Origin of the sequence: Rhizobium indicum (assembly GCF_005862305.2) — a bacterium.
Lineage (GTDB): Bacteria > Pseudomonadota > Alphaproteobacteria > Rhizobiales > Rhizobiaceae > Rhizobium > Rhizobium indicum.
Window position 1 is genome coordinate 231,186 of the sequence record NZ_CP054022.1, and the last position, 23,390, is coordinate 254,575.

General features: G+C 60.5%; 20 protein-coding genes. 16 read left to right on the forward strand and 4 right to left on the reverse strand.

The annotated features are described in order from the left end of the window. Nucleotides 1-24 precede the first annotated feature (24 nt). Nucleotides 25-705, reverse strand: a complete 681-nt coding sequence (locus FFM53_RS25495; RefSeq protein WP_138388958.1) for a redoxin domain-containing protein — start codon at nucleotides 703-705, stop codon at nucleotides 25-27. 199 nt (nucleotides 706-904) lie between these two features. On the opposite strand from FFM53_RS25495, the gene FFM53_RS25500 reads away from it, so the two are divergent. From FFM53_RS25500 to FFM53_RS25535, 8 genes are all read left to right on the forward strand, one after another. Then, a complete protein-coding gene (locus FFM53_RS25500; RefSeq protein ID WP_171597916.1) occupies nucleotides 905-1,072 on the forward strand; it encodes a hypothetical protein in 168 nt (55 codons plus the stop codon). A 24-nt stretch (nucleotides 1,073-1,096) separates the two neighbouring features. Next, a complete protein-coding gene (locus tag FFM53_RS25505) occupies nucleotides 1,097-1,561 on the forward strand; it encodes an NUDIX hydrolase (protein WP_138388957.1) in 465 nt (154 codons plus the stop codon). Between the two features lie 173 nt (nucleotides 1,562-1,734). Beyond that, nucleotides 1,735-2,016, forward strand: a complete 282-nt coding sequence (locus tag FFM53_RS37055) for a hypothetical protein (RefSeq protein ID WP_020487077.1) — start codon at nucleotides 1,735-1,737, stop codon at nucleotides 2,014-2,016. Nucleotides 2,017-2,287: 271 nt separating this feature from the next. Further along, the gene (locus FFM53_RS25515; protein ID WP_138333123.1) at nucleotides 2,288-3,163 is read left to right on the forward strand and encodes a DMT family transporter; all 876 of its coding nucleotides are present in this window, start codon (nucleotides 2,288-2,290) and stop codon (nucleotides 3,161-3,163) included. A gap of 159 nt (nucleotides 3,164-3,322) precedes the next feature. Next, a complete protein-coding gene (locus FFM53_RS25520; protein WP_129417459.1) occupies nucleotides 3,323-4,237 on the forward strand; it encodes an ABC transporter permease in 915 nt (304 codons plus the stop codon). 3 nt (nucleotides 4,238-4,240) lie between these two features. Next, complete coding sequence (locus FFM53_RS25525) at nucleotides 4,241-5,167, forward strand: ABC transporter permease (protein WP_171597921.1); 927 nt, start codon at nucleotides 4,241-4,243, stop codon at nucleotides 5,165-5,167. After that, nucleotides 5,160-6,794 carry an ABC transporter ATP-binding protein gene (locus FFM53_RS25530; protein ID WP_138388956.1) on the forward strand — a complete coding sequence of 545 codons (1,635 nt, stop codon included), beginning with the start codon at nucleotides 5,160-5,162 and terminating at the stop codon, nucleotides 6,792-6,794. The genes FFM53_RS25525 and FFM53_RS25530 overlap by 8 nt, the downstream gene beginning before the upstream one ends. Then, nucleotides 6,791-7,738, forward strand: coding sequence for a 2-hydroxyacid dehydrogenase (locus tag FFM53_RS25535; RefSeq protein ID WP_138388955.1), 948 nt, complete (start codon nucleotides 6,791-6,793; stop codon nucleotides 7,736-7,738). Before FFM53_RS25530 ends, FFM53_RS25535 begins: the two co-directional genes overlap by 4 nt. Before the next feature lie 29 nt (nucleotides 7,739-7,767). On the opposite strand, the gene FFM53_RS25540 is transcribed toward FFM53_RS25535, so the two are convergent. Then, complete coding sequence (locus tag FFM53_RS25540; protein ID WP_138388954.1) at nucleotides 7,768-8,487, reverse strand: GntR family transcriptional regulator; 720 nt, start codon at nucleotides 8,485-8,487, stop codon at nucleotides 7,768-7,770. A gap of 143 nt (nucleotides 8,488-8,630) precedes the next feature. Here FFM53_RS25540 and araD point away from each other — a divergent pair, with 143 nt between their 5' ends. The 7 genes from araD (at nucleotide 8,631) to FFM53_RS25575 (ending at nucleotide 17,638) form a co-directional block, all read left to right on the forward strand. Further along, nucleotides 8,631-10,367, forward strand: coding sequence for an L-arabinonate dehydratase (gene araD / locus FFM53_RS25545; protein WP_138333034.1), 1,737 nt, complete (start codon nucleotides 8,631-8,633; stop codon nucleotides 10,365-10,367). A 9-nt stretch (nucleotides 10,368-10,376) separates the two neighbouring features. Next, the gene (locus FFM53_RS25550) at nucleotides 10,377-11,567 is read left to right on the forward strand and encodes an L-talarate/galactarate dehydratase (RefSeq protein WP_138388953.1); all 1,191 of its coding nucleotides are present in this window, start codon (nucleotides 10,377-10,379) and stop codon (nucleotides 11,565-11,567) included. A 20-nt stretch (nucleotides 11,568-11,587) separates the two neighbouring features. Continuing rightward, entirely contained in the window at nucleotides 11,588-12,298 is a 711-nt protein-coding gene (locus tag FFM53_RS25555) for a ribonuclease activity regulator RraA (RefSeq protein WP_138333031.1), read from the forward strand. Nucleotides 12,299-12,358: 60 nt separating this feature from the next. Further along, on the forward strand, nucleotides 12,359-13,876 hold the full coding sequence (locus FFM53_RS25560) for an aldehyde dehydrogenase (NADP(+)) (RefSeq protein ID WP_138333029.1): 1,518 nt from the start codon (nucleotides 12,359-12,361) through the stop codon (nucleotides 13,874-13,876). Between the two features lie 17 nt (nucleotides 13,877-13,893). Beyond that, the gene (locus tag FFM53_RS25565; protein ID WP_138388952.1) at nucleotides 13,894-14,799 is read left to right on the forward strand and encodes a 5-dehydro-4-deoxyglucarate dehydratase; all 906 of its coding nucleotides are present in this window, start codon (nucleotides 13,894-13,896) and stop codon (nucleotides 14,797-14,799) included. Nucleotides 14,800-14,985: 186 nt separating this feature from the next. Further along, nucleotides 14,986-16,506 (forward strand): ABC transporter substrate-binding protein, encoded by a 1,521-nt coding sequence (locus tag FFM53_RS25570; RefSeq protein WP_012755645.1) that lies wholly within the window; start codon nucleotides 14,986-14,988, stop codon nucleotides 16,504-16,506. Nucleotides 16,507-16,576: 70 nt separating this feature from the next. After that, the gene (locus FFM53_RS25575) at nucleotides 16,577-17,638 is read left to right on the forward strand and encodes an Ldh family oxidoreductase (RefSeq protein WP_138388951.1); all 1,062 of its coding nucleotides are present in this window, start codon (nucleotides 16,577-16,579) and stop codon (nucleotides 17,636-17,638) included. Between the two features lie 59 nt (nucleotides 17,639-17,697). Here the strand turns inward: FFM53_RS25575 and FFM53_RS25580 are convergent, their stop codons facing one another. Next, the gene (locus tag FFM53_RS25580; RefSeq protein WP_138388950.1) at nucleotides 17,698-19,464 is read right to left on the reverse strand and encodes an SLC13 family permease; all 1,767 of its coding nucleotides are present in this window, start codon (nucleotides 19,462-19,464) and stop codon (nucleotides 17,698-17,700) included. Between the two features lie 177 nt (nucleotides 19,465-19,641). Here FFM53_RS25580 and ligD point away from each other — a divergent pair, with 177 nt between their 5' ends. Further along, on the forward strand, nucleotides 19,642-22,287 hold the full coding sequence (gene ligD, locus FFM53_RS25585) for a DNA ligase D (RefSeq protein WP_138388949.1): 2,646 nt from the start codon (nucleotides 19,642-19,644) through the stop codon (nucleotides 22,285-22,287). Between the two features lie 345 nt (nucleotides 22,288-22,632). Here the strand turns inward: ligD and FFM53_RS25590 are convergent, their stop codons facing one another. Next, a complete protein-coding gene (locus FFM53_RS25590; protein ID WP_138333022.1) occupies nucleotides 22,633-23,187 on the reverse strand; it encodes a methyltransferase family protein in 555 nt (184 codons plus the stop codon). Nucleotides 23,188-23,390 lie beyond the last annotated feature (203 nt).

Genomic DNA, 23,390 nt, shown 5'->3' on the forward strand with positions numbered 1-23,390 from the left:
CGCTGGCAGATGGTTCGCTGCAGGTCAGCGTCCAAGGCTGCCAGCGGCGGCGATGATCTCCGCCGCGGTCGGGAAGATGGAGAGGCTGTTCGGTCCGTCGAGCGCCTCGATTTGTGCCCAGCCGATGGTGCCGTTCGCCTTGACCAGGAAGTGCCCGACGAGCTGGGTAGCGTGGTTCGCGAAGATCGCATTATCGACTTCGTCAAGCTCGAAGCCGTCCTTGGCGTTGAGTACGGTGTTGGCTTCCATCGGGTGAAGCGGTTCCGGCAGCTCGCCCGTGGGGTTGATGCGTGCCGCCTGGAATTGCGCCATCGTTGCGCCATAGGGCCATTCGGGCTGCTCGCAGCTTCCTTCGGGCAGGAACTCGCCATGCGGCACACCGTAGGCCCGGTGCGTGCGGCAATCCGGGTCACACAGAAGCGTTATCGGCGTCGGCCGGTGGCGGAAATACAGGCGGGCACGTTCCACCGGCGTGTTGATCACGGCAACAGTCTCCACCCCGGCGGAGCGCAGGGTCGGCTGTACGCCGGCAAGCTGCTCTAGCTGGCGCCGGCAGAACGGGCAGTGCAGCCCGCGAAAGAACCCGATCACGAACGGGCGACCGCTCAAGTCGGCGAAAGAGACCGTTCCGTCGAAGTTGGCCGTGGCTAGTGCGAAGGCCGGGGCGGTTTCTCCTGGTTGCAGCGGGCGCTTCTGGTCTCCCATGGAACAATTCCTTTGTCGTATCGTCTAGGTAGACGACCGAAATTTAACTATACCACTTGTCGCAAGAAGGCCCAGCGTTCGATGTTGAGATCGCCAAATGTGGTTCGGAATGCCATTTGCCGCTCCGACCGGCGTCGAGAGCTTGCCGGTATCGATCGCCGCTCCTATCTTATTTAGAATAGACTGATGGAGCAACGAGATGGCGGAACTTGTGGCCGACACTCTAATCGACACGACGATCGAGATCATTCCACCGGAAGACACGAAGGAACAACCCGATAGTCGTGCTTGCCTTTGCTGTAAGCGCCGGCGTCAGTGGATGGACGATGACGGCTGCGGCATCTGTGAGGAATGCCTGGCCTCGTGATCGACACAACAAGGGCACAAGGCGATGGCAATCCGTAGCGCCGGACTTCTGCTATACCGGCGTGTTTCCAGGGACATCGAAGTGCTTCTCGTCCATCCGGGCGGCCCTTTCTGGGCCAGGAAAGACGAGGCTGCGTGGTCGATCCCGAAGGGGTTGATCGAACCTGGAGAAGATGAGCTCGCGGCGGCAATAAGGGAAACCGCCGAAGAGCTGGGTGTAGCAGTCGATGGCAGGTTCACGCCGTTGGGCGAATACCGACAACCTAGCGGAAAGATGGTTGTTGCGTGGTCGATCGAAGCCGATCCGGTACTGGACGTGAATTCGATACAGAGTTCCGAATTTGAAATGGAATGGCCACCACGGTCGGGCCAGGTAAAGAGCTTTCCGGAGGTCGATCGCGCGGGGTGGTTTTCCCCGCCCAACGCAGCCATAAAGCTGTTGAAAGGGCAGCGACCGATGATTGCCGACCTCCTGACGCATCTGGAATGATCGGCCCGAAATTATTGATTGAGCCGTCCGATCTCGCTTCACTCATGCGTCAGGTGCGCGGCAGCCATGAGTTGCTTCTGAAAACAGCCATCCTATCTGACAGTCACCGCCACGTCACTGAAATCGAGAAAACGGAGCTGCGATCCGCCTTGAGCACACGCGAGGAGACAATCATGAACGGCATTTCCAAAACCCTGAACGACATGACGCTCGTCGAACGCTCGAGCCTGCTCGACACCGTCGCCGACGCCTTGGAAGCAACGGCCGAGGAGGCGGAAGGTGAGGGCGACGCCCGCTTCGTCGCCAACTCCATCTGCGTCGCCAATACGATTCGCGGTCTATCCGGAGACCTGACGCCACGCGATCTGCAGGCGGCCGAGTTGCTCCTTGAGCAGGGGATCATGCTCGTCCACCAGTTCTCGAACCGGGCGAAAACGAACGGAGTGATCCACTAGCGGGGGCGAGGGCGGCCCTGTACGCAATGCGCTCTGTCCGTGTGGACGGCGGCTGATGGATTGAGATAAAGCCGTTAATCCGCGCCGGAGATAACGGATGCTGCCGGCCCCTGGTGACAACGAGTGGTCTCAGCCGCGGCAAACCGTGGGAGCGGGAGATAAGCAGACACGCCAGGAAGGCTTTATTTCCAATGGATTGCCGGTTCAACGCGCAGCTGTATCGAATGGTCGATATAGCAGGGTTCACCCTTGTTCGATCAGGAGAAGTGTGATGCAGCCTGGTCGCACAGGCCTTGCCGTCTGCTTAATGGTGGCCGCCGCTTTTTTAAATAGTCTCGACGCAGTCATTGTGCGTTTGCTGGCCGGTGACGTGCATCCATTGATGATCGGCTTTTTCCGGTCGTTTTTCGGACTTCTTGTCGTCACGCCCTGGATCGTGTCACGGGTCGACCTGAAAGCCTCTCCCTATCGTGTCCTGCATGTCGTGCGTGCGGGTCTGAAGCTTGCCTCACTGGTTGCTTTGTTCGTCGCCTTTGCGCACGCGCCACTCGCCGATGCGACGGCGATCAATTTCACCATGCCCATGTTTCTCGTTCTCGGTGCGTGGCTGGTGCTCAAGGAACATGTCGGCATCTCCAGCTTGGCCGGCATTGTCGCAGGTTTTATCGGCGTCATGATCATCATTCGCCCTGGAGCGTCCGGTTTCGACCAATGGCTGCTTTTTGCGCTGGCAGGAGCGGTCTTGACGGCAGCCAGCCAATTGATGCTGCGGCGCATGGCATTGAGGGATAGCGCCGACCGGCTGGTTGCATGGAATCTGATAGCGACGGTGCCGCTTGGCCTGATCGTCATGCTGCCGGTCTGGTCAATGCCAAGCTGGAGCCAACTCGGACTGCTTGCCATGCAAGGGGCACTCGGCGCACTCAACATGACGCTGATCACACGCGCCTTCGGTATGGCGGCCGCAAGCGTTCTGGCACCGCTCGACTTTCTCCGACTGCCCGTCGTGGCCCTCATGGCCTTCTCATTTTTCGCGGAAGTTCCGGCCGCACAGACTTGGATCGGCGCGGCGGTGATCATCGGCGCGGCCATTATTGGAACCCGCGGCATGACATGGCGACGCAAGCCGCCGGTTGACAAGCCCTGATCATTTTTGGGGTTCACAAAAATTTTAGATGCACTAATATTTCAGTTGTAGCGACTGGTCGTCGAGCCGTGCCTATTGCCGGAGGGGTATGACAGGCAGCACAGACGAAGACGAAACCGGACATCACGGCCCCTATGGGGTTCACTCGGGAGGAGTGGCATGAAGAGTTTCATCGGCAAGCGCGCGATCGCCAGTGGCGTATCACTCGTGGTGCTTATCGTCATCGTGTTCTTCCTTTCCCGGCTGACGGGCGATCCGACCGACCTCTATCTGCCGATCGATGCGACCACGGAAATGCGCCAGCAATTCCGTGAGATGAACGGTTTCAACGATCCGTTGATCATCCAGTTCGGCCGTTATGTCTCGGATCTTGCCCAAGGCAATTTCGGTCAGTCACTGCGACAGGCCCGTCCGGCCATGAATGTCGTGCTGGAGGCCTTCGTCTGGACCTTCTGGCTGGCTGCCATCACCATGGCGCTGGTCACGGTCGCCGCGATCGTCATCGGTTCTCTGGCGGCCTTTCGTGTCGGCGGCGTCTTCGACCGTCTTGCCACTTTCTTCTCGCTGATCGGCGCTGCGGCGCCGGATTTCTGGCTGGCCATCGTGGCGATCGTCATTTTCGCCGTCAAACTGCATGTCCTGCCGACATCGGGAACGGGAACTTTCTGGCACTGGGTCCTGCCGGTCAGCGTGCTGTTCATCCGGCCTTTCGGCCTGATCCTGCAGGTGGTCCGCGGCTCGATGATCAGTGTTCTGTCTTCCGCCTATGTGAAGACGGCCCGCGCCAAGGGGGTCCGCTCGAACTCGATCATCTTCATTCATGGACTGCGCAACGCCATGCTGCCGGTGATCACAGTCATCGGCGACCAGGCGGCAGCCATCTTGAACGGCGCCGTTGTCGTCGAGACGGTGTTTGGTTTTCCTGGAATCGGCAAGCTGATGATCGATTCCATTTTGCTTCGCGATTTCGCCGTCGTGCTGGCCGTCATCATGGTCTCGGCACTGGCGATCTTCATCATGAACCTGTTGATCGACATCGCCTATGCGCTGCTCGATCCGCGCATCCGGTATTGAGCGATGACGATGGCCGACACACAAATCCTCGCCGAGAAAAAACCAAACAGCCCGATCGGGCGCTGGCTGACGATGCTGTGGGCGGACAAGCTCGCTTTTTTCGCGGCTCTGTTCCTTTTGATCGTTCTGCTCTGCGCGCTGTTTGGCCCGTTCCTGCTGGAGGCCATCGCCACCAAGCAGAACCTGCGGGGCCGGAACGCGCCGCCGTTCGATATCACCCGCGGATTGCTCTATGTCCTCGGCGCCGATGCGCTGGGCAGGCCGCTTCTTGCCCGCGTCATCGTGGCGGCGCAAAATACCATCCTGGTTGCCGCGGCAGCCGTGCTCGCCTCATCCGTCGTCGGTACGGCGCTCGGTCTGGTGGCGGGTTACAGCCGCTCCTCCGCGGCTCAATGGATCATGCGCCTCGGCGACGTCATCATGTCCTTTCCGTCGCTGCTTCTGGCGGTGATCGTGCTCTACATGCTCGAGCCCTCGGTCACCAATATCGTCCTCGTCCTGGCGATCACCCGCATTCCCATCTATCTGCGCACCACGCGCGCCGAAGTGCTGGAAGTGCGCGAGCGGATGTTCGTGCAGGCGGCGAAGGTCATGGGAGCATCGTACTGGCGCATTATCTTCCATCACATCCTGCCGGTGATCTTCCCCACGCTGGTGACCATCGCGACGCTGGATTTCGCCTTCGTCATGCTGGCGGAATCCTCCCTGTCATTCCTTGGGATCGGCATTCAGGCGCCTGAGATCACCTGGGGTCTTATGGTTGCTCAAGGACGACCCTATCTCACCAATGCCTGGTGGCTTTCCTTCTGGCCGGGCCTTGCAATCATTCTGACGACGCTGTCGCTGAACCTTCTGTCGAATTGGCTGCGTATCGCACTCGATCCGACGCAACGCTGGCGCCTTGAAATGAGGGGCAGGAAAAATGGCTGAACATCTTTTGGAAGTGCGTGACCTCTCGGTCGAGTTCCACACCGCCAGCGGGACCGTCAAGGCGGTGCAGGATGTCAGCTGGCATCTCGATCGCGGCGAGACGCTGGCGATCCTTGGGGAAAGCGGTTCGGGCAAGTCCGTGTCGGCCTCGGCGATCATGAACCTGATCGACATGCCACCTGGCAAGATCACCAGCGGCACCATTCTCCTCAACGGCCGCGACATGCTGAAAATGACGCCCGAGGAGCGGCGCTCGATCAACGGCGCCAAGATCGCCATGATCTTTCAGGACCCTCTCGCCCACCTCAATCCGGTCTATCCGGTCGGCTGGCAAATCACCGAGATGATGACGACGCATGGTCAGTCGGCGGAACGCGCTGGCGCGAGGGCGCTCGAATTGATCGGGCGCGTCGGCATAAGCGATCCGCAGGCGGCGATGCGAAAATATCCGTTCCAGTTCTCCGGCGGCCAGCGGCAGCGCCTGATGATCGCCATGGCAATTGCCTGCAAGCCCGATATCCTGATCGCGGATGAACCCACCACCGCGCTTGATGTTACCGTGCAGGCGCAGGTGCTCGAACTTCTGCAGGAGTTGCAGCAGGAAACCGGCATGGGCCTGTTGCTGATCACCCACGATTTGGGCGTCGTTGCCGAGATCGCCGACCGGGTCGTGGTGATGAATTCCGGCTGTGTCGTCGAAACCGGCAATGCGGCCGAAGTCTATCGCAACCCGCAGAACGCCTATACGAAGAAGCTGATTGCTGCCGCACCGGGGAAGGGTGCGATGGCCCAGGAGCGTGACCGGCAGGGCGAACCGCTGCTGCGCGCCATTGGCTTGAAAAAGAGTTTTGGCGCATTCCAGGCGCTGAAGGGCGTGGATTTCGTCATCATGCCCGGCGAAACGGTTGCCGTTGTCGGCGAGAGCGGTTCCGGCAAGTCAACCCTTGCCCGGGCGATCGTTCGGCTCGATGATCCGCAGGAGGGCCAGGTTCTCTACCGCGGCAACGATCTGCTTGCGATGACCCCGAGAGAAATATTCGGGCTGCGTCGCGATTTGCAGATGGTCTTTCAGGACCCCACCCAGTCACTGAACCCGCGGATGAGCGTGTTCCGGTTGATTTCGGAGGCCTGGGTCATTCACCCGGATATCCTGCCGAAAGCGAGATGGAAGGAGAGAGTGGCCGAGTTGCTGGTCAAGGTTGGCCTGAAACCGGATATGGCCGATCGGTATCCACATCAGTTTTCCGGCGGCCAGCGCCAGCGCATCGCGATTGCCCGGGCGCTGGCTATGGAGCCGAAACTGATCATCTGCGACGAGGCGGTTTCCGCGCTCGACGTGTCGATCCAGGCACAGGTGATTGCCCTGCTTGAGGGCCTGCGCCGCGAATTCGGCCTGTCTTACCTCTTCATCGCACACGACCTGCCGGTGGTTCGCGATTTCGCCGATCGCGTCATTGTCATGAAGGCCGGCGAGATTGTCGAGGAGGGGCCGGTGGAACAGATCTTCAACGCGCCCTCCCACCCCTACACGCAGGCGCTTCTTGCCGCGAGCCTCGATCCCGATCCGGAAATCCAGGCCACCCGACGCGCCGCCCGCCAACTACAGGAAGGACTCGTTTCCGCATGAAGCCCGATGTCATCGTCGCCTATCCGCTCCGGCCCCATCAGATGGCAATGCTGGAGGAGACCTATACGCTGCACCGGCTCGATCTTGTCAAAGGCGAAGAGCGGGATGCTCTCTTGCAGCAAGCCGGCCCGATCTCTTCCGCACTGGTCTGCAACGGCCATGTGACGATCGACGAAGCCCTGCTTTCGAAATTGCCGGCATTAGAGCTCGCCGCCTGTTCCTCGGCTGGCTACGACCAGATGGATGTCGAGGCGATGACACGGCGCGGCATCAAGCTCACCAACACATCGGAGGTGCTTTGCGACGACGTTGCCGACATGGCACTGCTTCTGATGCTGGCGGCACGACGGCGCCTGCCGGAAGGCGATCGCTATGTGCGCTCCGGCGACTGGGGGCAGAAGGGCATGATGCCGCTGACGACGTCGACGTCGGGCAAGAAGGCCGGGATCGTCGGCCTCGGCCGCATAGGGATGGCGATTGCCAAGCGATGCGAAGCTGTCGGGCTGACGGTCGGCTATTATGGAAGGACGAAGAAAGCCGGCAACGATTTTACCTATTTCGACACACCGGTCAAACTGGCGGACTGGGCCGATATCCTGATCGTCGCAACCCCTGGCGGGCCCTCGACCGAAGGGTTGATTTCGGCAGACGTGCTGAATGCGCTCGGACCGACGGGCAGCTTCATCAACATTGCCCGCGGCACCGTGGTCGACGAGCCGGCCTTGATTAAGGCCTTGCAGGAAAGGCGGATCGCCTCGGCCGGCATCGATGTCTACCTCAACGAACCCAATCCCGATCCGCGCTTCGCAGCGCTCGACAACGTCGTGCTCTATCCCCATCATGCCAGCGGTACCGAGGAAACGCGCGACAGGATGGCGCAATTGACGGTCGACAACCTTGCCGCCTTCTTCGCAGGCAGGCCGCTGCTGACGCCGGTCAATTGACCCCGACTGAAACCCGCGACGCGGCAGGTTCAGACGAAGTAATCCGGGAACTCCTTCCTGAGCTCTTCGACTTTTGCGACGGTCTGGCTGAGATGCTCACGGATCGCGTCGACGGCACCCTGTTCGTCGCGGGCGGCAATTGCGTCGATGATGGCGTGGTGACCCTCGAGGATGCTCATGATCTTGCCCTTTTCGGGCAGATGCAGACGACGAATGCGCTCGAGATGGCCGGACCGCTCGCGAACCAGCTGATGCAGGCTGCTGCGCTTGGCGCCTGCGAACAATGTCTGGTGAAAGAGCTCGTCGAGCTCCTGGAAGATCGCGATCTGATCGGCGTCGTCGGCGACCGCCGACTGCATTTTGATGATCGAGCGGGCGCGGGTGATGACGCTTGGATCCGGATCCGGATCGGTCGCGAGGCGGCGGCAGACTTCCGATTCCAGCGCGACGCGAAGGAAATGCGCCTCGTAAATTTGCAGCACGTCGATCCTGGTCACCACAGTGCGGGACTGCGGATAAATGCGAACCAGACCCTCCTGTTTGAGAAGCTGCAATGCGTCACGAATGGGAGTCTGGCTGACTTCATAAGTCTCGGTGAGCTCGGTGCGCGACAGAGTGGTGTCCGGCGGCAGCTGAATGGTGATGATCCGCTTTCGCAGATCATCATAGACCCGCTGGACCGTACTGCCGGCGACGACCGGAAAGCCGGGCGCAGTCAGGCCAAATGTGGAGGCGAACTGGGAATTCATGTGAGGCGTCCTTTTCGATTCCATTCATAGCTTTGCACGACCTAATGCACAAGAATGCAAACTTTCCATTGATATATATGTCAAACTAAAATATCAGTTGGTGCAAACGCTGAGATAAGCAAGCGAAAAGGTGGGAGAAAGCCGTGACCGCGAAGAAAACCTACGAGCAATTGCGGTCCGCCCGATGGATGCTGCCGGATGATCAGCGCTCGTTCGGCCACCGGTCGCGGACCATGCAGATGGGTTACGCGCCGGAGGATTGGCAGGGGAAGCCGATCATTGCCGTGATCAACACCTGGTCCGATGCGCAGCCGTGCCACATGCATTTCCGTGAACGCGCCGAATGGGTGAAGCGCGGAATTCTTCAGTCGGGCGGGTTCCCCATGGAACTGCCTGCTCTTTCCCTTTCCGAAAACTTCGTCAAGCCGACCACGATGCTCTATCGCAATATGCTGGCGATGGAGACCGAGGAACTGCTGCGGAGCCATCCTGTCGATGGCGCCGTTCTGATGGGTGGCTGCGACAAGACGACACCGGGCCTGGTCATGGGCGCAGTCAGCATGGGCATTCCCTTCGTCTATCTCCCTGCCGGCCCGATGCTGCGCGGCAACTATGCCGGCAAGACGCTAGGCTCCGGTACCGACGGCTTCAAATACTGGGACGAGCGGCGTGCCGGCACGATCACCCAGGAGGAGTGGCAGGGCATAGAAGGCGGGATCGCCCGCAGTTACGGCCATTGCATGACCATGGGCACGGCGTCGACGATGACGGCGATCGCCGAGGCTATGGGGTTGACGCTGCCGGGCGCATCCTCGATCCCCGCGGCCGACGCCAACCATCAGCGCATGTCGGCGGCCTGTGGCCGCCGCATCGTCGACATGGTGTGGGAGGATCTGACGCCGGATCAGATCATCACTCCGGCGGCCGTCGACAACGCGGTCACGGTCGCCATGGCGACCGGCTGCTCCACCAATGCCATCATTCACCTGATTGCCATGGCCCGCCGCGCCGGTGTCCCGTTGGAGCTCGATGATCTCGATCGCATCGGTCGCACGACGCCGGTTCTCGCCAACATCCGGCCTTCTGGTTCGACCTATCTGATGGAGGATTTCTTTTATGCAGGGGGCCTGCGCGCCCTGATGAAGCAGCTCGGCGACAAACTGGATCCCACCGCGATTACCGTGACGGGAAAACCCTTGTTGGATGGTCTCGACCAGGTGAAGATCTACAATGACGACGTTATCCGGCCATTGTCGAACCCGGTCTATCACGAAGGTTCGCTGGCCGTGCTCAAGGGGAACCTCTGTCCCGATGGCGCGGTTATCAAACCAGCGGCCTGCGACCCGAAATTCCATCGCCATTGCGGCCCGGCGCTGGTCGCCGACAGTTATGCGGAGATGAAGAAGATCATCGATGATCCCGACTATCCATTAACGCCGGACACGGTTCTCGTGCTCCGCAACGCCGGCCCCCAGGGTGGGCCGGGCATGCCGGAATGGGGCATGATCCCGATGCCGAAGGCGCTGTTGAAGCTCGGCTTGCGCGACATGGTACGCATCTCGGACGCCCGCATGTCCGGAACCAGTTTCGGTGCCTGCGTGCTGCATGTCGCACCGGAATCTTATGTTGGCGGGCCTCTGGCGCTGCTGAGAACAGGGGACATGGTCGAGCTTGATATTCCGGCACGCAGCCTCAATATGCTGGTTTCCGAAGAAGAGATCACAGCGCGGCGGGCCGCCTGGGTGGCGCCGACGCGGCATTACGAGCGCGGTTACGGCTTCATGTTCTCCGGCCATATCGAGCAGGCCGACAAAGGCTGCGACTTTGATTTCCTGACCACGGAATTCGGTGGCAAGACGCCGGAACCGGCAATCAACTGAGGCACCACGATGTTTGATCCCGATCGACGTACGATTCCCGCACAGCCTCCGAAGGCTGGCTTCGCTGCCGGTCCGTCCAAGCTGGACGCTATCCGATCGGTCACCCTGTCGCTCGTTTACCTGCCTTTGGCGCGGCCGATCAGCGATGCCAAGGTGTTGACGGGCCGGCAGAAGCCGCTGACGCAGGTGGCCTTTCTGTTTTGCGAGATCGTCTCCGAGGCTGGCCATAATGGGCTCGGTTTCAGTTACTCGAAGCGGGCAGGCGGACCTGCCCTTTATGCACATGCCTGCGAGCTTGCCGACAACCTGATTGGCGAAGATCCCAACGATACCGCGCGCATTTGGGACAAGCTCTGCTGGGCCGGGGCCTCGGTCGGCCGCTCCGGCATTGCAACCCAGGCAATCGCCGCCATCGACATCTGCCTCTGGGACCTGAAGGCGAAACGCGCCGGCCTGCCGCTCGCAAAACTGCTTGGCGCCCATCGCGACAGTGTCGCCTGCTACAACACCTCCGGCGGCTTCCTGTCATCGACTGTCGAGGAAATCCGCGATGCCATCGATCACTCGATCGCCTCCGGTATCGGCGGCATCAAGATCAAGGTCGGGCAGCCGGACCCGATGATCGACCTTCGCCGGCTCGATGCGGTGACCAGCCATATCGATGGCCGTGTCCCGCTGATGGTCGATGCAAACCAGCAATGGGACCGCACCACGGCCTTGCGTTTCGGCCGGCTGGTCGAACCGCTCAACCTCGAATGGATCGAAGAGCCGCTCGATGCCTATGACGCCGAGGGCCATGCGGCGCTGGCGCGCGAACTTGCCACGCCGATCGCCACCGGCGAAATGCTGGCAAGCGCCGACGAGCACATGGCGCTGATCCGGGCCGATGCGGTCGACTTCATTCAGCCGGATGCGCCGCGTGTCGGCGGCATCACACCCTTTTTGCGCATCTGCACACACGCCGAGGCGAAACGCATGCGCCTGGCGCCGCATTTCGCCATGGAAATCCATCTGCACCTGGCGGCTGCCTATGCGCATGAGCCGTGGGTAGAGCATTTCGATTGGCTGGCGCCGCTGTTCAACGAACAACTCGAAATCAAGGACGGCCGGATGATCGTGCCGGCTCGTCCGGGGCTTGGTTGCAGCCTGGCGGGCAAAGCCCGCGACTGGACCGTGGAAACCCGCAGTTTCGGCGTCTGAATGAGAACGAGGAGAGAAACATGAACCCCGCAACCCGTGAAAAGCTGATGGGTGTCTCCGTCGCGACGCTCTGTTCAGCGCTGTTCAAGCGTGGCCTGAGAAACCAGACGGTCCAGGATGTTCGGCCGGTGCAGCCGAAGGGCCGCAATATGGTCGGACCGGCCTTTACGCTGCGCTACATGCCGGCGCGCGAGGACCGCAATGCAATGAACGTCTTTCGGAACCCGAAACATCCGCAACGGCTTGCTATCGAGACGTGCCCGGAAGGCTCTGTTATGGTGATGGACAGCCGCAAGGATCCGCGTGCAGCCTCTGCCGGCGACATCCTGATTACCCGCCTGATGATGCGCGGCGGCGCCGGCGTCGTCACCGATGGCGGCTTCCGGGACGCCATGACGATCGGCGGCCTCGATATCCCCGCCTATCACCATCGTCCCTCCAGCCCGACGAACCTGACGCTGCATGAGGCAATCGACATCAATGTGCCGATAGGCTGTGGCGATGTGGCGGTCTTCCCGGGCGACATCATGGTTGGCGACGATGACAGCGTGATCGTCATCCCTGCGGAGATTGCCGACGAGATCGCCGATGAAGCGGTGGAGATGACCGCTTACGAGGATTTCGTGACGGAACGCGTCAAGCAAGGTCACACGATCATTGGCCTCTACCCGGCCACCGACGAAAGCAATCTGACGCTTTTTGCCGAATGGCGGAAGGTGAATGGCCGCTAAGGCGGCGCATCTTGAACAACGGAATCAGGACGGAGCAAGGCTCCGCCGAGGAGAATAACAATGAGCTGGACCCCTTCAGGCAAGCATTTCATCGCCGGCGAATGGATTGCCGGAACGACGACATTTCGGTCAGAGCCGGCGCATGGGCAGGCACGTGACTTCGCTGTCGGCACAACGGAACTGGTCGACCGCGCCTGCCGCGCCGCCGAAGCTGCTTTTGCAGCATTTTCGGCAACGACACGCGAGGAGCGCGCCACTTTCCTCGAGGCAATCGCCGAGGAGATCGACAAGCGCGGCGAGGCCGTCACCCTCATCGGAACGCAGGAAACCGGGCTTCCGGAGGGCCGGCTCAACGGCGAACGCGCTCGCACCACCGGCCAACTCAAACTGTTTGCCGACCATATCCGCAAGGGCGCGCATCTCGACGCTCGGATCGATGCGGCCCAACCCGATCGGCAGCCGGCGCCGCGGCCCGAGATCCGTCTGGTGCAGCGGCCGATCGGCCCGGTCGCCGTCTTCGGCGCTTCGAATTTTCCGCTGGCATTCTCGACGGCCGGCGGCGATACGGCAGCCGCGCTTGCCGCGGGCTGCCCGGTCGTGGTGAAGGGACATTCAGCCCATCCCGGCACAGGTGAGATCATTGCCGAGGCGATTGCAGCCGCTATCGAGCGCACCGGAATGCCGGCCGGCGTCTTCAGCCTGATCCAGGGTGGCCGTCGTGATGTCGGAACGGCGCTGGTGACGCATCCGGCCATCAAAGCCGTTGGCTTTACCGGCTCGCTTGCCGGCGGAAGGGCGCTCTTCGACCTTTGCGCCCAGCGCCCTGAGCCGATCCCCTTTTTCGGGGAACTCGGCAGCGTTAATCCGATGTTCCTGCTGCCGGCCGCCACCGCTGCCCGGGCAGAGGCGATCGGTTCAGGCTGGGCCGGTTCCCTGACGCTTGGTGCCGGCCAGTTCTGCACCAAACCCGGTATCGCCGTCGTCGTCGACGGGCCGGAGGCAGACAAGTTCACCAGTGCCGCCAAGGCGGCTCTTGAAAAGGTGGCGCCGCAGACGATGCTGACCAAAGGCATCGCCACGGCCTATCACGAAGGTGTCGAGCGCATGCGGGCAAGCAATGCCGTCGCGCCGGTTCTCGCGGCACAGAGCGACGGCCGCGAAGCAACGCCAAACCTGTTCGAGACCAACGGCTCGGCCTGGCTTGCCGATCACTCGCTCAGCGAAGAAGTATTCGGTCCTCTCGGCCTCGTCGTGCGCGTCGGCTCACCTGAAAAGTTGCTCACCCTTGCCGAAAGCTTTCAGGGACAGCTGACTGCAACGATCCATATGGACGACGCCGATCTGGGCCTTGCCCGCGACCTGCTGCCAATCCTCGAACGGAAGGCGGGCAGAGTGCTGGTCAACGGCTTCCCAACCGGCGTCGAGGTTGTCGATTCCATGGTGCATGGCGGACCCTACCCGGCCTCGACCAACTTCGGCGCGACCAGCGTCGGGACCATGTCGATCCGCAGGTTTTTGCGCCCCGTTGCCTACCAGAATTTCCCCGCCGACCTGTTGCCGCAAGACCTGCGCAACTGAAACCGAGGAGTGCCAAATTGATTGCCCCGACGGAACTTCGCGAGATCATTCGCAACGGCCTGCTGTCTTTTCCCGTCACTCCTTTCGATGCCGAGGACCGGTTTGCCGCCAAGCCGTTTTCAGCGCATCTGGAATGGCTGTCATCCTACCCCGTTGCCGGCCTGATCGTTGCCGGCGGCACCGGTGAGCTGTTCTCGCTGACGCCGGGTGAGGTGGTTGAGGTGGTAAAGGCCGCCCGCGCCGTGTCCGGCGATGCACCTGTTATTGCCGGATGCGGCTACGGCACGCGTATTGCCTGCGACATGGCGCGCGAGATCGAGGCGGCCGGTGGCGACGGCATTCTTCTGTTGCCGCATTACCTGACCGAGGCGCCGGCAGATGGCATTGCCGCGCGTGTACGGGCCGTTTGCAAGGCCACCAATATGGGCGTTACCGTTTATAATCGTGGCCAGGCGCGGGTTTCGGCCGAGCAGCTTGCTCAGCTTGCCGACGAATGCCCGAATCTGATCGGCTTCAAGGATGGAACCGGTGACATCGATACGGTGCGCCGTGTCACGATCGCGCTCGGCGACCGCCTTTCCTATATCGGCGGCATGCCGACACACGAACTGTTTGCCCAGGCCTATCGCGGAGCCGGCATGCCGACCTATTCCTCCGCAGTCTTCAATTTCGTGCCTGAAACGGCATTGAAATTCCACAAGGCATTCCTTGCCGGTGACGACGCAGCCTGTGAACAGATGCTGCGCGATTTCTACTATCCCTTTGCCCGTATTCGCGATCGCAAAGCCGGTTATGCGGTATCCGCGGTCAAGGCAGGCGTGCGCTTGCGCGGCTTTGAGGCGGGACCGGTGCGGGCGCCGCTGACGGATCTCACCGACGAGGAAGTCGAGATGATGCGCGAACTGATTGCCTCGGCCCGGTAAAAATGAAGGGTTCCAGACACGGTTGAGGGCTCCGTGCTTCGGAGCGCCTGAGTTGAAGGCCGTCGTTAACTAGTATATTAGTGCACTTGTGCTTTGTAAAACCATGAGGAGATGGATGCCGGAGCACCGGAAACGGGACGCAGATTCACTGTGAGGAGCGCCAAAGGCGCATGGGAGGAGAACGAAATGAAACTGCATTTGTTAGCTGCCTGCTTTTCAACAACGGTGCTCGCGCTGAGCGGCGGTACGGCGCACGCTCAGGATGCCAAGAGCAACGTCACTGTTGTGCTTGCCGAAACCGTCGATGTCGTCGAACCCTGTATGGCAGCGCGCCAGGACGTCGGCCGGGTCATTTCCGAAAACGTCAACGAGATGCTGGTGGAATTCGACTACGTCAATGGCGGCCTCAAGCCCCGCCTGGCGACGGAATGGTCGAAGATCGATGACGACACCTGGGAGTTTAAGCTGCGTCCGAATGTCAAATGGCACGATGGCAAGCCGTTCACCGCCAAGGATGTCCAATTCACCATCGAGCGCAACAAGAATAAGAAGCTCAGCTGTGAGACCGGCGGCAAATATTTCGGCGGCACGGAGTTCAGCTTCGAAACGCCCGATGCCAACACGATCCGGATTACGACAAAACCGGCGCAGCCGATTCTTCCGCTTCTGATGACGGTGATGGCTGTGGAATCGGCCGAGGCGACACCAGCCGACGAATTCACCCGCAAGCCGATTGGCACCGGCCCTTATACGTTCGACAAATGGGAAATCGGCCAGTCAATCGTGCTGAAACGCAATCCGGAATATTGGGGGGAGAAACCCCAGGTGGAACAGGCGACCTATCTGTTCCGCTCCGACAGCGCCGTTGCTGCCGCCATGGTCGATGCCGGCGAAGCCGATATTGTTCCGGCGGTATCCGTACAGGATGCCACCAACAAGGAAACCGATTTCGCCTACCCGAATTCGGAGACGACATCGCTGCGCATCGATACGCGCGCAGCACCCCTTAACGACCGGCGCATCCGCGAAGCGATGAACCTCGCTATCGACCGTCAGGCGATGCTCGGAACGTTGTTCCCCGAACAGGCGAAGATCGCGACACAGCTCGTCGTGCCGACCACGATCGGCTACAATGCCGATATCCCCGCTTGGCCCTATGATCCCGAAAAAGCAAAGGAACTGGTCGCAGCAGCGAAAGCGGACGGCGTCCCGGTCGATCGTGAGATCCGCATCATCGGTCGCAATGGGCAATATCCCAATGCCACCGAAGCGATGGAAGCGATGATGGCGATGCTTCAGGAAGTCGGCTTGAACGTAAAGCTCGACATGTATGACGTGTCCGTGTGGAACGGCTACTTCGTTGCACCCTTTGTCGCCGATTCTGGTCCGACGCTGACCCAATCGCAGCACGACAACGCGACCGGCGACCCCGTCTTCACCGCATTCGTGAAATACGCGACCGACGGTTCCCACTCCATGGTTCGCGATCCCGCCGTCGACGCGCTGATCGCCAAGGCGACGTCTGCCACCGGCGACGAGCGCACAAAACTCTGGAAGGAGCTTTTCGCCAAGGTGAACACCGAAATCATCGCCGACATCCCGATGTTTCACATGGTCGGTTTCACCCGCGTCTCGCCGCGTCTCGACTTCAAGCCGACGATCGCGACGAATTCCGAACTGCAGCTGTCGCAGATCCGCTTCAAGTAAGCCGGTATGCTGCACTTAACCACGGGCCGCCGCGAACAGCGGCCCGTGCTTTCCATGACGTGAGGGAGAAATGCCGATGCCCCTGATTGACCGCATTGCCCTGACTCAATTCGCAAAGCAGATATTGACCCGCGCCGGCATGGAGGCCGACAAGGCCGAAACGACTGCCACCGTCCTGGTGGAAGGCGACATGATCGGCCACGAAACCCATGGCGTCAGTCTTTTGAACTGGTATGTCGAGGCGTTGGAAGACGGCTCGCTGGCAAAGTCCGGCAGCTATGAGGTCGTCAATGACCGCGGCGCAGCCTTTGTTTGGGACGGCAAATCCCTGCCGGGCGCATGGCTGCTGACAAAGGCGATCGAGCAGGCCTGCGAACGGGTCGGCGATCATGGCGTCGTCACCGCCGCGATCCGCAACTGCCACCATACCTGCGCGCTTTCAGCCTTCATGCGGCAGGTGACCGAACGGGGCCTCATCGTACAGCTGTCGGTCTCGCATCCCGCGGCGAGCCGCGTTGCGCCCTATGGCGGCACGAAGCCGCTCCTGACACCCAATCCGATGGCTGCCGGCTTCCCGACGTCTGCGGATCCGATCCTGATCGACGTCTCGGCCTCGATCACCACCACGACCATGACGCAAAACCTGGCGAAGGCCGGCAAGAAATTTCCTGAGGCCTGGGCTTTCACCGCCGCAGGCGAGCCGACCGATGATCCGCGCGAGGTGACGGAACGGGGCGGGACAATGATGCCTCTTGGCGGTCAGCTGAAGGGACACAAGGGTTTTGGGCTCGGGCTGATCGTCGAATTGCTGGGGCAGGGGCTTTCCGGCAAAGGACGGGCCAACACGCCGTCCGGTGTGTTTTCGCAAAGCGCTTTCCTTCAGGTCATCGATCCCGCCTTTTTCGCCGGGCTGGACGCCTTTACGGCGCAGTCTGATTTTCTCGCCGCTGCATGCCGCAGCAATCCTCCGGCGCCCTGGAACAATGGCCCCGTTCGCATGCCGGGCGACAATGCGGCGCGAAGGCGCCGCGCGGCGTTGGAAGAGGGCGTGCCGGTCGGCGATGCAACTTGGGCGAAGCTTTGCAAACATGCCGAGATCCTAGGCTTGCCTATTCCCGACGTCGCCGCGTGAGGAACACATCTGCTTCAAACCTTCTTGTCGGTCGCCGCAATGCCCGGTGTCAGTTGTAATCAAATCGGCCAAACCAGCAATAGGATCGGCACACTGACGATCACCACAATGAGCGAGAGCGGCAGACCCAGTCGGGCGTAGTCACCAAATCGATATCCGCCCGGTCCCATCACGAGCGTGTTGCATTGGTGTCCGATGGGCGTGAGGAAGTCGCAGCCGGCTCCAATTGCCACCGCCATCAGAAAGGCATCGGGCCTGAAGCCCAGCTTCTCGGCAAAGGTCGCGGCGATCGGGGCCATGACCAGAACCGTCGCTGCGTTGTTCAAAAACGGGGTTACGGCCATGGCCGCAACCAGGATCAGAGCCAAGGCACCGAAGGGCGGGAGCATTTCGGCGGTTCGCGAGAGGAGGTCCGCGATGATGTCGGTGGTTCCTGTGGTCCTGAGCGAGTCGCTGATCGGAATGAGAGCGGCCAGCATGATCAGAATGGGCGCATCGAGATGCTGATAAACTTCCCGCAAAGGAACGGATCCGGTGACCACCATCAGAAAAGCGGCGGCGAAAAACGCTGTCGCGACGGGAATGCCCCCGAAGGCTGTCGCCCCCATCGTTGCCATCAGGATAATGACGGGGATCATGCCATTGCGGGCGTTGCCGAGCTTCATATCTCGTTCGACCAGCGGCAAACATCCCCATTCGCGTAGAAGATCCGGTAGTTTCTGCAAGTCGCCCTGCAAGACCACGACGTCGCCATTGCGGATCTTGATCTCGCCCAGGCGCTCGGTGAAGCGCCTGTCGCGGCGGCTGACGGCAAGAAGGTTGAGCCCGGTATTGTGGAAGAGAGAAACGTCTTTTGCGCTGACGCCGATCAATCGGGAATGTTCGCCAACGATAGCTTCAACAGAACTGATGTCTTGGCGGGTCTCAGGCTCGTGTTTACGGTCGGACAGTTGAAGCTTGGCTTCACTGACGATCTTGTCGAGGGCGCTCTGCTCCCCCTCTATAATAAGAAGGTCGCCATCCTTAAGCACCGTGTCGGGAAGGGGCGTTCGTCTTTGGCCGTTGCCACCGATAATCGCAGTCACCATCGCATCGCCGCCCGCCGGCTTCTGCAGCCAGCTGACGGACCGCCCGATTGCCCCTGATGGCGTGGTGACCTTGGCCTCGGTCGTGTAGTTTTTGATCGCCACCGCCTCATCCATCGACGTTTCGACCCGTGATCTTTCAGGCAGCAGCTTGTAGAACAGCGCCAGAAAGACAACGCCGGCGACCGAGAGCGCCAGGCCGACAGGCGTATAGTCAAACATCATGAACGGCTGCCCGGTGATCTCCTCGCGCACCCGGGAAACGATGATGTTTGACGATGTGCCGATCTGCGTCATAAGCCCTCCGAGCAGAGAGGCGAAAGACATCGGCATCAGGAACATCGACGGTGATACGCGTGATTTCCGGGCCATTTGCACAGCGACCGGGATCATGATCGCCAGCGCACCAATGTTTTTAATGAAAGCCGACAGGGCTGCGACAATGGCAACCAGAATGATCAGCTGCATCCGTGGCCCGCGTCGTTCGGGAGAAAATCTGCGCAAGGCGACATCCATAATCCCCGATCTGGATATCGCCGCACTGACGATGAGCGCGCTGCCAACGATGATAACAATGTCATCGGAAAAGCCGGAAAAAGCATTTTTGGCAGGGACGATGCCGACAATGATTGCAGCGAGAAGGGAGCTTACGGCGACTATATCGTATCGATAACGCCCCCACAGGAACGCGCCCATCATCAGCGCGATGATGAGAAGAGAAAGCCATTGATCAGCGCGCATGTTTGCATCCCGGTGGTGGCAATTAACGTTTCAAGCAAGAGAACGATGCGACAAGGTGGTGAAATTTTTTCTCGTCTATCCCAGCCGTTTTGTCCGCTGACGGCTGGAGGAGTACTCTGATGGAACTTCCAGCCGCCAGGCGGCATTTCGCTGTCGGGGTTGCTTTCGGGAACGACCATGGCCAGTGACAAACTATCGACCTATCGGTCGAAGCGCGACTTTAAAAAAACGGATGAGCCAAGCGGCGAAAAACGCCTCGCGCGCAGCAATCGCCGTCGCTTCGTGATCCAGAAACATGATGCCACCCGGCTGCACTACGATCTGCGGCTCGAGTTGGATGGCGTCTTCAAATCCTGGGCGGTCACCAAAGGCCCGTCTCACGACCCGCACGACAAGCGGCTGGCAGTTGAGGTCGAGGATCATCCGCTCGACTATGGCGACTTCGAAGGCACTATTCCGAAAGGTCAGTATGGCGGCGGGACGGTCATGCTCTGGGATCGGGGCTATTGGGAACCGGAAGGAAATAAGAGCCCCGAGCAGGCACTCGCCAAGGGTGACTTCAAGTTCACCTTGGAAGGCAAACGCCTGCACGGCAGCTTCGTGCTGGTGCGCATGCGCAATGATCGCAACGGCGGCAACCGGACAAATTGGCTGCTCATCAAACACCATGATGAGTTCTCCGTCGAAAACAATGGCGAAGCGATCCTCGAGGAGAACAACACCTCTGTCGCCTCCGGCCGAACCATGGAGATGATTGCCGCCGGCAAGGGACGAAAGCCCAAGCCTTTCATGATCGAGGATGGCGACGTTCAGGCTGATGCCGTCTGGGACAGCAACCACGGACTGGCTGCCGAAGAGCGAAAAGAGAACGTCGGAGGCGGTCGGAAATCGAAACCGGTCACAAAGGTCGATCTGCCGGATTTCATTGCGCCGCAGCTCTGCCGGACACTGGAACGCCCTCCGGCCGGCACCGGCTGGCTTCACGAGATCAAGTTCGACGGTTACCGGATCCAGATGCGAGTGCTGGATAGCGAGGCGACGCTGAAGACCAGGAAAGGGCTCGACTGGACGGCAAAATATCCCGAGATCGCCGAGGCGGCATCGACGCTGCCCGATGCGATCATCGACGGCGAGATCTGCGCCCTGGACGATAATGGCGTTCCTGATTTCGCTGCCCTGCAGGCGGCCCTTTCGGAAGGCAAGACCGGCGAGCTCGTCTATTTCGCCTTCGATCTTCTCTATGAGGGTGGCGAGGACTTGCGATCTCTGCCGCTCATCGAGCGCAAGACGCGGCTTCAAAGCCTTCTCTCCGACGCCGGCAATGATCCGCGCATCCGCTTCGTCGAGCATTTCGACACCGGCGGTGATGCAGTTCTCCGGTCTGCCTGCAAACTCTCACTGGAAGGCATCGTCTCGAAAGAGGCGGATGCACCCTATCAATCCGGCCGCACCGAAAGCTGGGCGAAGTCGAAATGCCGCGCCGGCCACGAGGTGGTGATCGGCGCCTATGCCAAGACCAATGGGAAATTTCGATCCCTGCTGGTCGGCGTCTACCGCAGCGACCACTTCGTCTATGTCGGCCGCGTCGGCACAGGATATGGCGCGAAGACGGTTGAAACGCTGCTTCCGAAGTTGAAAGCGCTCGAAACGGCGAAATCGCCTTTCACCGGCATCGGCGCGCCGAAGAAGGAGGCCGAGGTCACCTGGCTGAAGCCCAAGCTCGTGGCGGAAATCGAATTCGCTGGCTGGACCGCCGACGGCATTGTCCGGCAGGCGGCCTTCAAGGGACTGCGGGAAGACAAGCCGGCCAAAGAGGTCAAGGCGGAACGGCCGGCAAAACCCGCGCAAACTGACGTGCCGCAACCGGCCGTGGAGGCGAAGGCCAGACCTACCCGCAAAAAAGGCGCCAAGGCGGAGGTCATGGGGGTGCTGATCTCCAACCCGGACAAGCCGCTGTGGCCGGATGCCAATGACGGCAAACCCGTCACCAAGGAAGAGCTGGCCCGTTACTACGAAGCCGTCGGCTCCTGGCTGATAGAGCACATCAAGGGTCGGCCATGTTCCATCATCCGCGCGCCAGACGGGATCGGCGGCGAGGAGTTTTTCCAACGCCATGCGATGCCCGGCACCTCGAACCTTCTCGAACTGGTCAAGGTCTTCGGCGATAAAAAGCCCTATCTGCAAATCGACCGGGTCGAAGGCTTGGCTGCCGTCGCGCAGATCGGCGCCGTCGAGCTGCACCCCTGGAATTGCGAACCGCATCAGCCTGAGGTGCCCGGCCGGCTCGTCTTCGACCTTGATCCAGGTCCGGACGTGCCATTCTCCGCGGTCGTTTCGGCAGCCCGCGAAATGCGGGACCGTCTCGACGCGCTGGGTCTGATCAGCTTTTGCAAGACGACCGGCGGCAAGGGTCTGCACGTCGTCACTCCGCTTGCGGTCAACAAGCGCAAGCCGCTTTCGTGGGCTGAAGCGAAGGGTTTTGCGCACGATGTCTGCCAGCAGATGGCGCGCGACAATCCCGATCTCTATCTCATCAAGATGACGAAGAGCCTGCGGAACGGCCGGATCTTCCTCGACTATCTGCGCAATGACCGCATGGCAACGGCGGTTGCACCTTTGTCGCCGCGCGCCCGATCGGGAGCCACCGTCTCAATGCCGCTCAGCTGGACGCAGGTCAAATCAGATCTGGACCCCAAGCGCTTCACCATCCGCACCGTTCCTGCGCTTCTGGCGAAATCGTCGGCCTGGGAAGACTATTGCGACGGCCAACGGCCACTGGAACAGGCGATCAAGCGCCTTGCCAAGGCTCGGGTCACGGCTTGATTGAGGGGCTTACCGCGGACCGGTTCGAGGTGATAGTTAGCCCAAACCGGAATTGCTTTGGGAGTTCGGGTCCCGCCCGGCGATCCACCGTGGGGACAGCCGGGCCAGGCGTCGGACTAATGCCGTGGTGTTGAAGTTGGATTTGTTGCAGGCAACGACACTCGCCTGGCCACGATCGACAGTTTCCGTGGAGCAGTCCGAAAAGTCCATCGGTCGGAGGCTTTCGACGCTGATTGCTGTATCGCATCGTCGAGAGGTCAGTCGCCTATCGGGCCGCTGCCTCGTGGTACTACTTCATCGCGTCTGACGCGGTTCCATCATGCGTACCCTCCCTCGGAGGCGGGTTTACCGCCAATCGAACCACGGTGTCAGCAAGCCCGTCTTGCGCCGATAGGCTTCATATTCGGATGCCAGCGGTGATAGGGAGAACTTCCTCTCCTCATTGCGGGCTGCAATCACGTAGACAACCGTAAAAAATAAGACCGGCAGGATCGACCATATCGACCAAGATGCCAGCGCCCACCCCGACCAGAAGAGCAGGTAGGACGTGTAAAAAGGGTGCCGCAGGTAGCGATAGGGACCGTCGGTGACAAGACTATCTGGATGATCGAGGGTGAACACAAAGCGCAACCTGGCCTCTCGCGACGCCGACACCGCCCACCAGAACAAGCCCGCCGACCCGATTTCAAATCCCAGTCCTACTACCTGTACCCATAGCATCTGCGTCTCGGACCAAACCAGGTACAGGAAAAACGCCGTCGTCGCGATGACGCCGACGGTGATCAGCTTTGCTCCGGCTTCCATCTTCGGTGAGTTGAAGTGGCCACGCAACGACCACGCGTAGGACCCGACGATAGTCAGGCTGGTGATCGAAATAATGAAGTCCAGAAGAAATTGCATCTCGATACCCAGCTTGAAAGGTTGGTTACAATTGCTGCTGCGACAGACCTAACCCGTATAAAACGCCAAGGCAAATGATTGATGTATGATACGTAACCGCACCGAAACGTGTCGTGATTGCACGGCCTGGTTTAGATCTGGTTTACGATGATCATGCACCTGCCGTAGATATTTTTGTGCAAGATTTTGGCTGCGCTTTAGGG

Bases quoted from the DNA above. Each gene is read 5' to 3' on its own strand.
- FFM53_RS25495 (WP_138388958.1), bottom strand. From the start codon at position 705: ATGGGAGACCAGAAGCGCCCGCTGCAACCAGGAGAAACCGCCCCGGCC.
- FFM53_RS25500 (WP_171597916.1), top strand. From the start codon at position 905: ATGGCGGAACTTGTGGCCGACACTCTAATCGACACGACGATCGAGATC.
- FFM53_RS25505 (WP_138388957.1), top strand. From the start codon at position 1,097: ATGGCAATCCGTAGCGCCGGACTTCTGCTATACCGGCGTGTTTCCAGG.
- FFM53_RS37055 (WP_020487077.1), top strand. From the start codon at position 1,735: ATGAACGGCATTTCCAAAACCCTGAACGACATGACGCTCGTCGAACGC.
- FFM53_RS25515 (WP_138333123.1), top strand. From the start codon at position 2,288: ATGCAGCCTGGTCGCACAGGCCTTGCCGTCTGCTTAATGGTGGCCGCC.
- FFM53_RS25520 (WP_129417459.1), top strand. From the start codon at position 3,323: ATGAAGAGTTTCATCGGCAAGCGCGCGATCGCCAGTGGCGTATCACTC.
- FFM53_RS25525 (WP_171597921.1), top strand. From the start codon at position 4,241: ATGACGATGGCCGACACACAAATCCTCGCCGAGAAAAAACCAAACAGC.
- FFM53_RS25530 (WP_138388956.1), top strand. From the start codon at position 5,160: ATGGCTGAACATCTTTTGGAAGTGCGTGACCTCTCGGTCGAGTTCCAC.
- FFM53_RS25535 (WP_138388955.1), top strand. From the start codon at position 6,791: ATGAAGCCCGATGTCATCGTCGCCTATCCGCTCCGGCCCCATCAGATG.
- FFM53_RS25540 (WP_138388954.1), bottom strand. From the start codon at position 8,487: ATGAATTCCCAGTTCGCCTCCACATTTGGCCTGACTGCGCCCGGCTTT.
- FFM53_RS25550 (WP_138388953.1), top strand. From the start codon at position 10,377: ATGTTTGATCCCGATCGACGTACGATTCCCGCACAGCCTCCGAAGGCT.
- FFM53_RS25555 (WP_138333031.1), top strand. From the start codon at position 11,588: ATGAACCCCGCAACCCGTGAAAAGCTGATGGGTGTCTCCGTCGCGACG.
- FFM53_RS25560 (WP_138333029.1), top strand. From the start codon at position 12,359: ATGAGCTGGACCCCTTCAGGCAAGCATTTCATCGCCGGCGAATGGATT.
- FFM53_RS25570 (WP_012755645.1), top strand. From the start codon at position 14,986: ATGAAACTGCATTTGTTAGCTGCCTGCTTTTCAACAACGGTGCTCGCG.
- FFM53_RS25575 (WP_138388951.1), top strand. From the start codon at position 16,577: ATGCCGATGCCCCTGATTGACCGCATTGCCCTGACTCAATTCGCAAAG.
- FFM53_RS25580 (WP_138388950.1), bottom strand. From the start codon at position 19,464: ATGCGCGCTGATCAATGGCTTTCTCTTCTCATCATCGCGCTGATGATG.
- ligD (WP_138388949.1), top strand. From the start codon at position 19,642: ATGGCCAGTGACAAACTATCGACCTATCGGTCGAAGCGCGACTTTAAA.
- FFM53_RS25590 (WP_138333022.1), bottom strand. From the start codon at position 23,187: ATGCAATTTCTTCTGGACTTCATTATTTCGATCACCAGCCTGACTATC.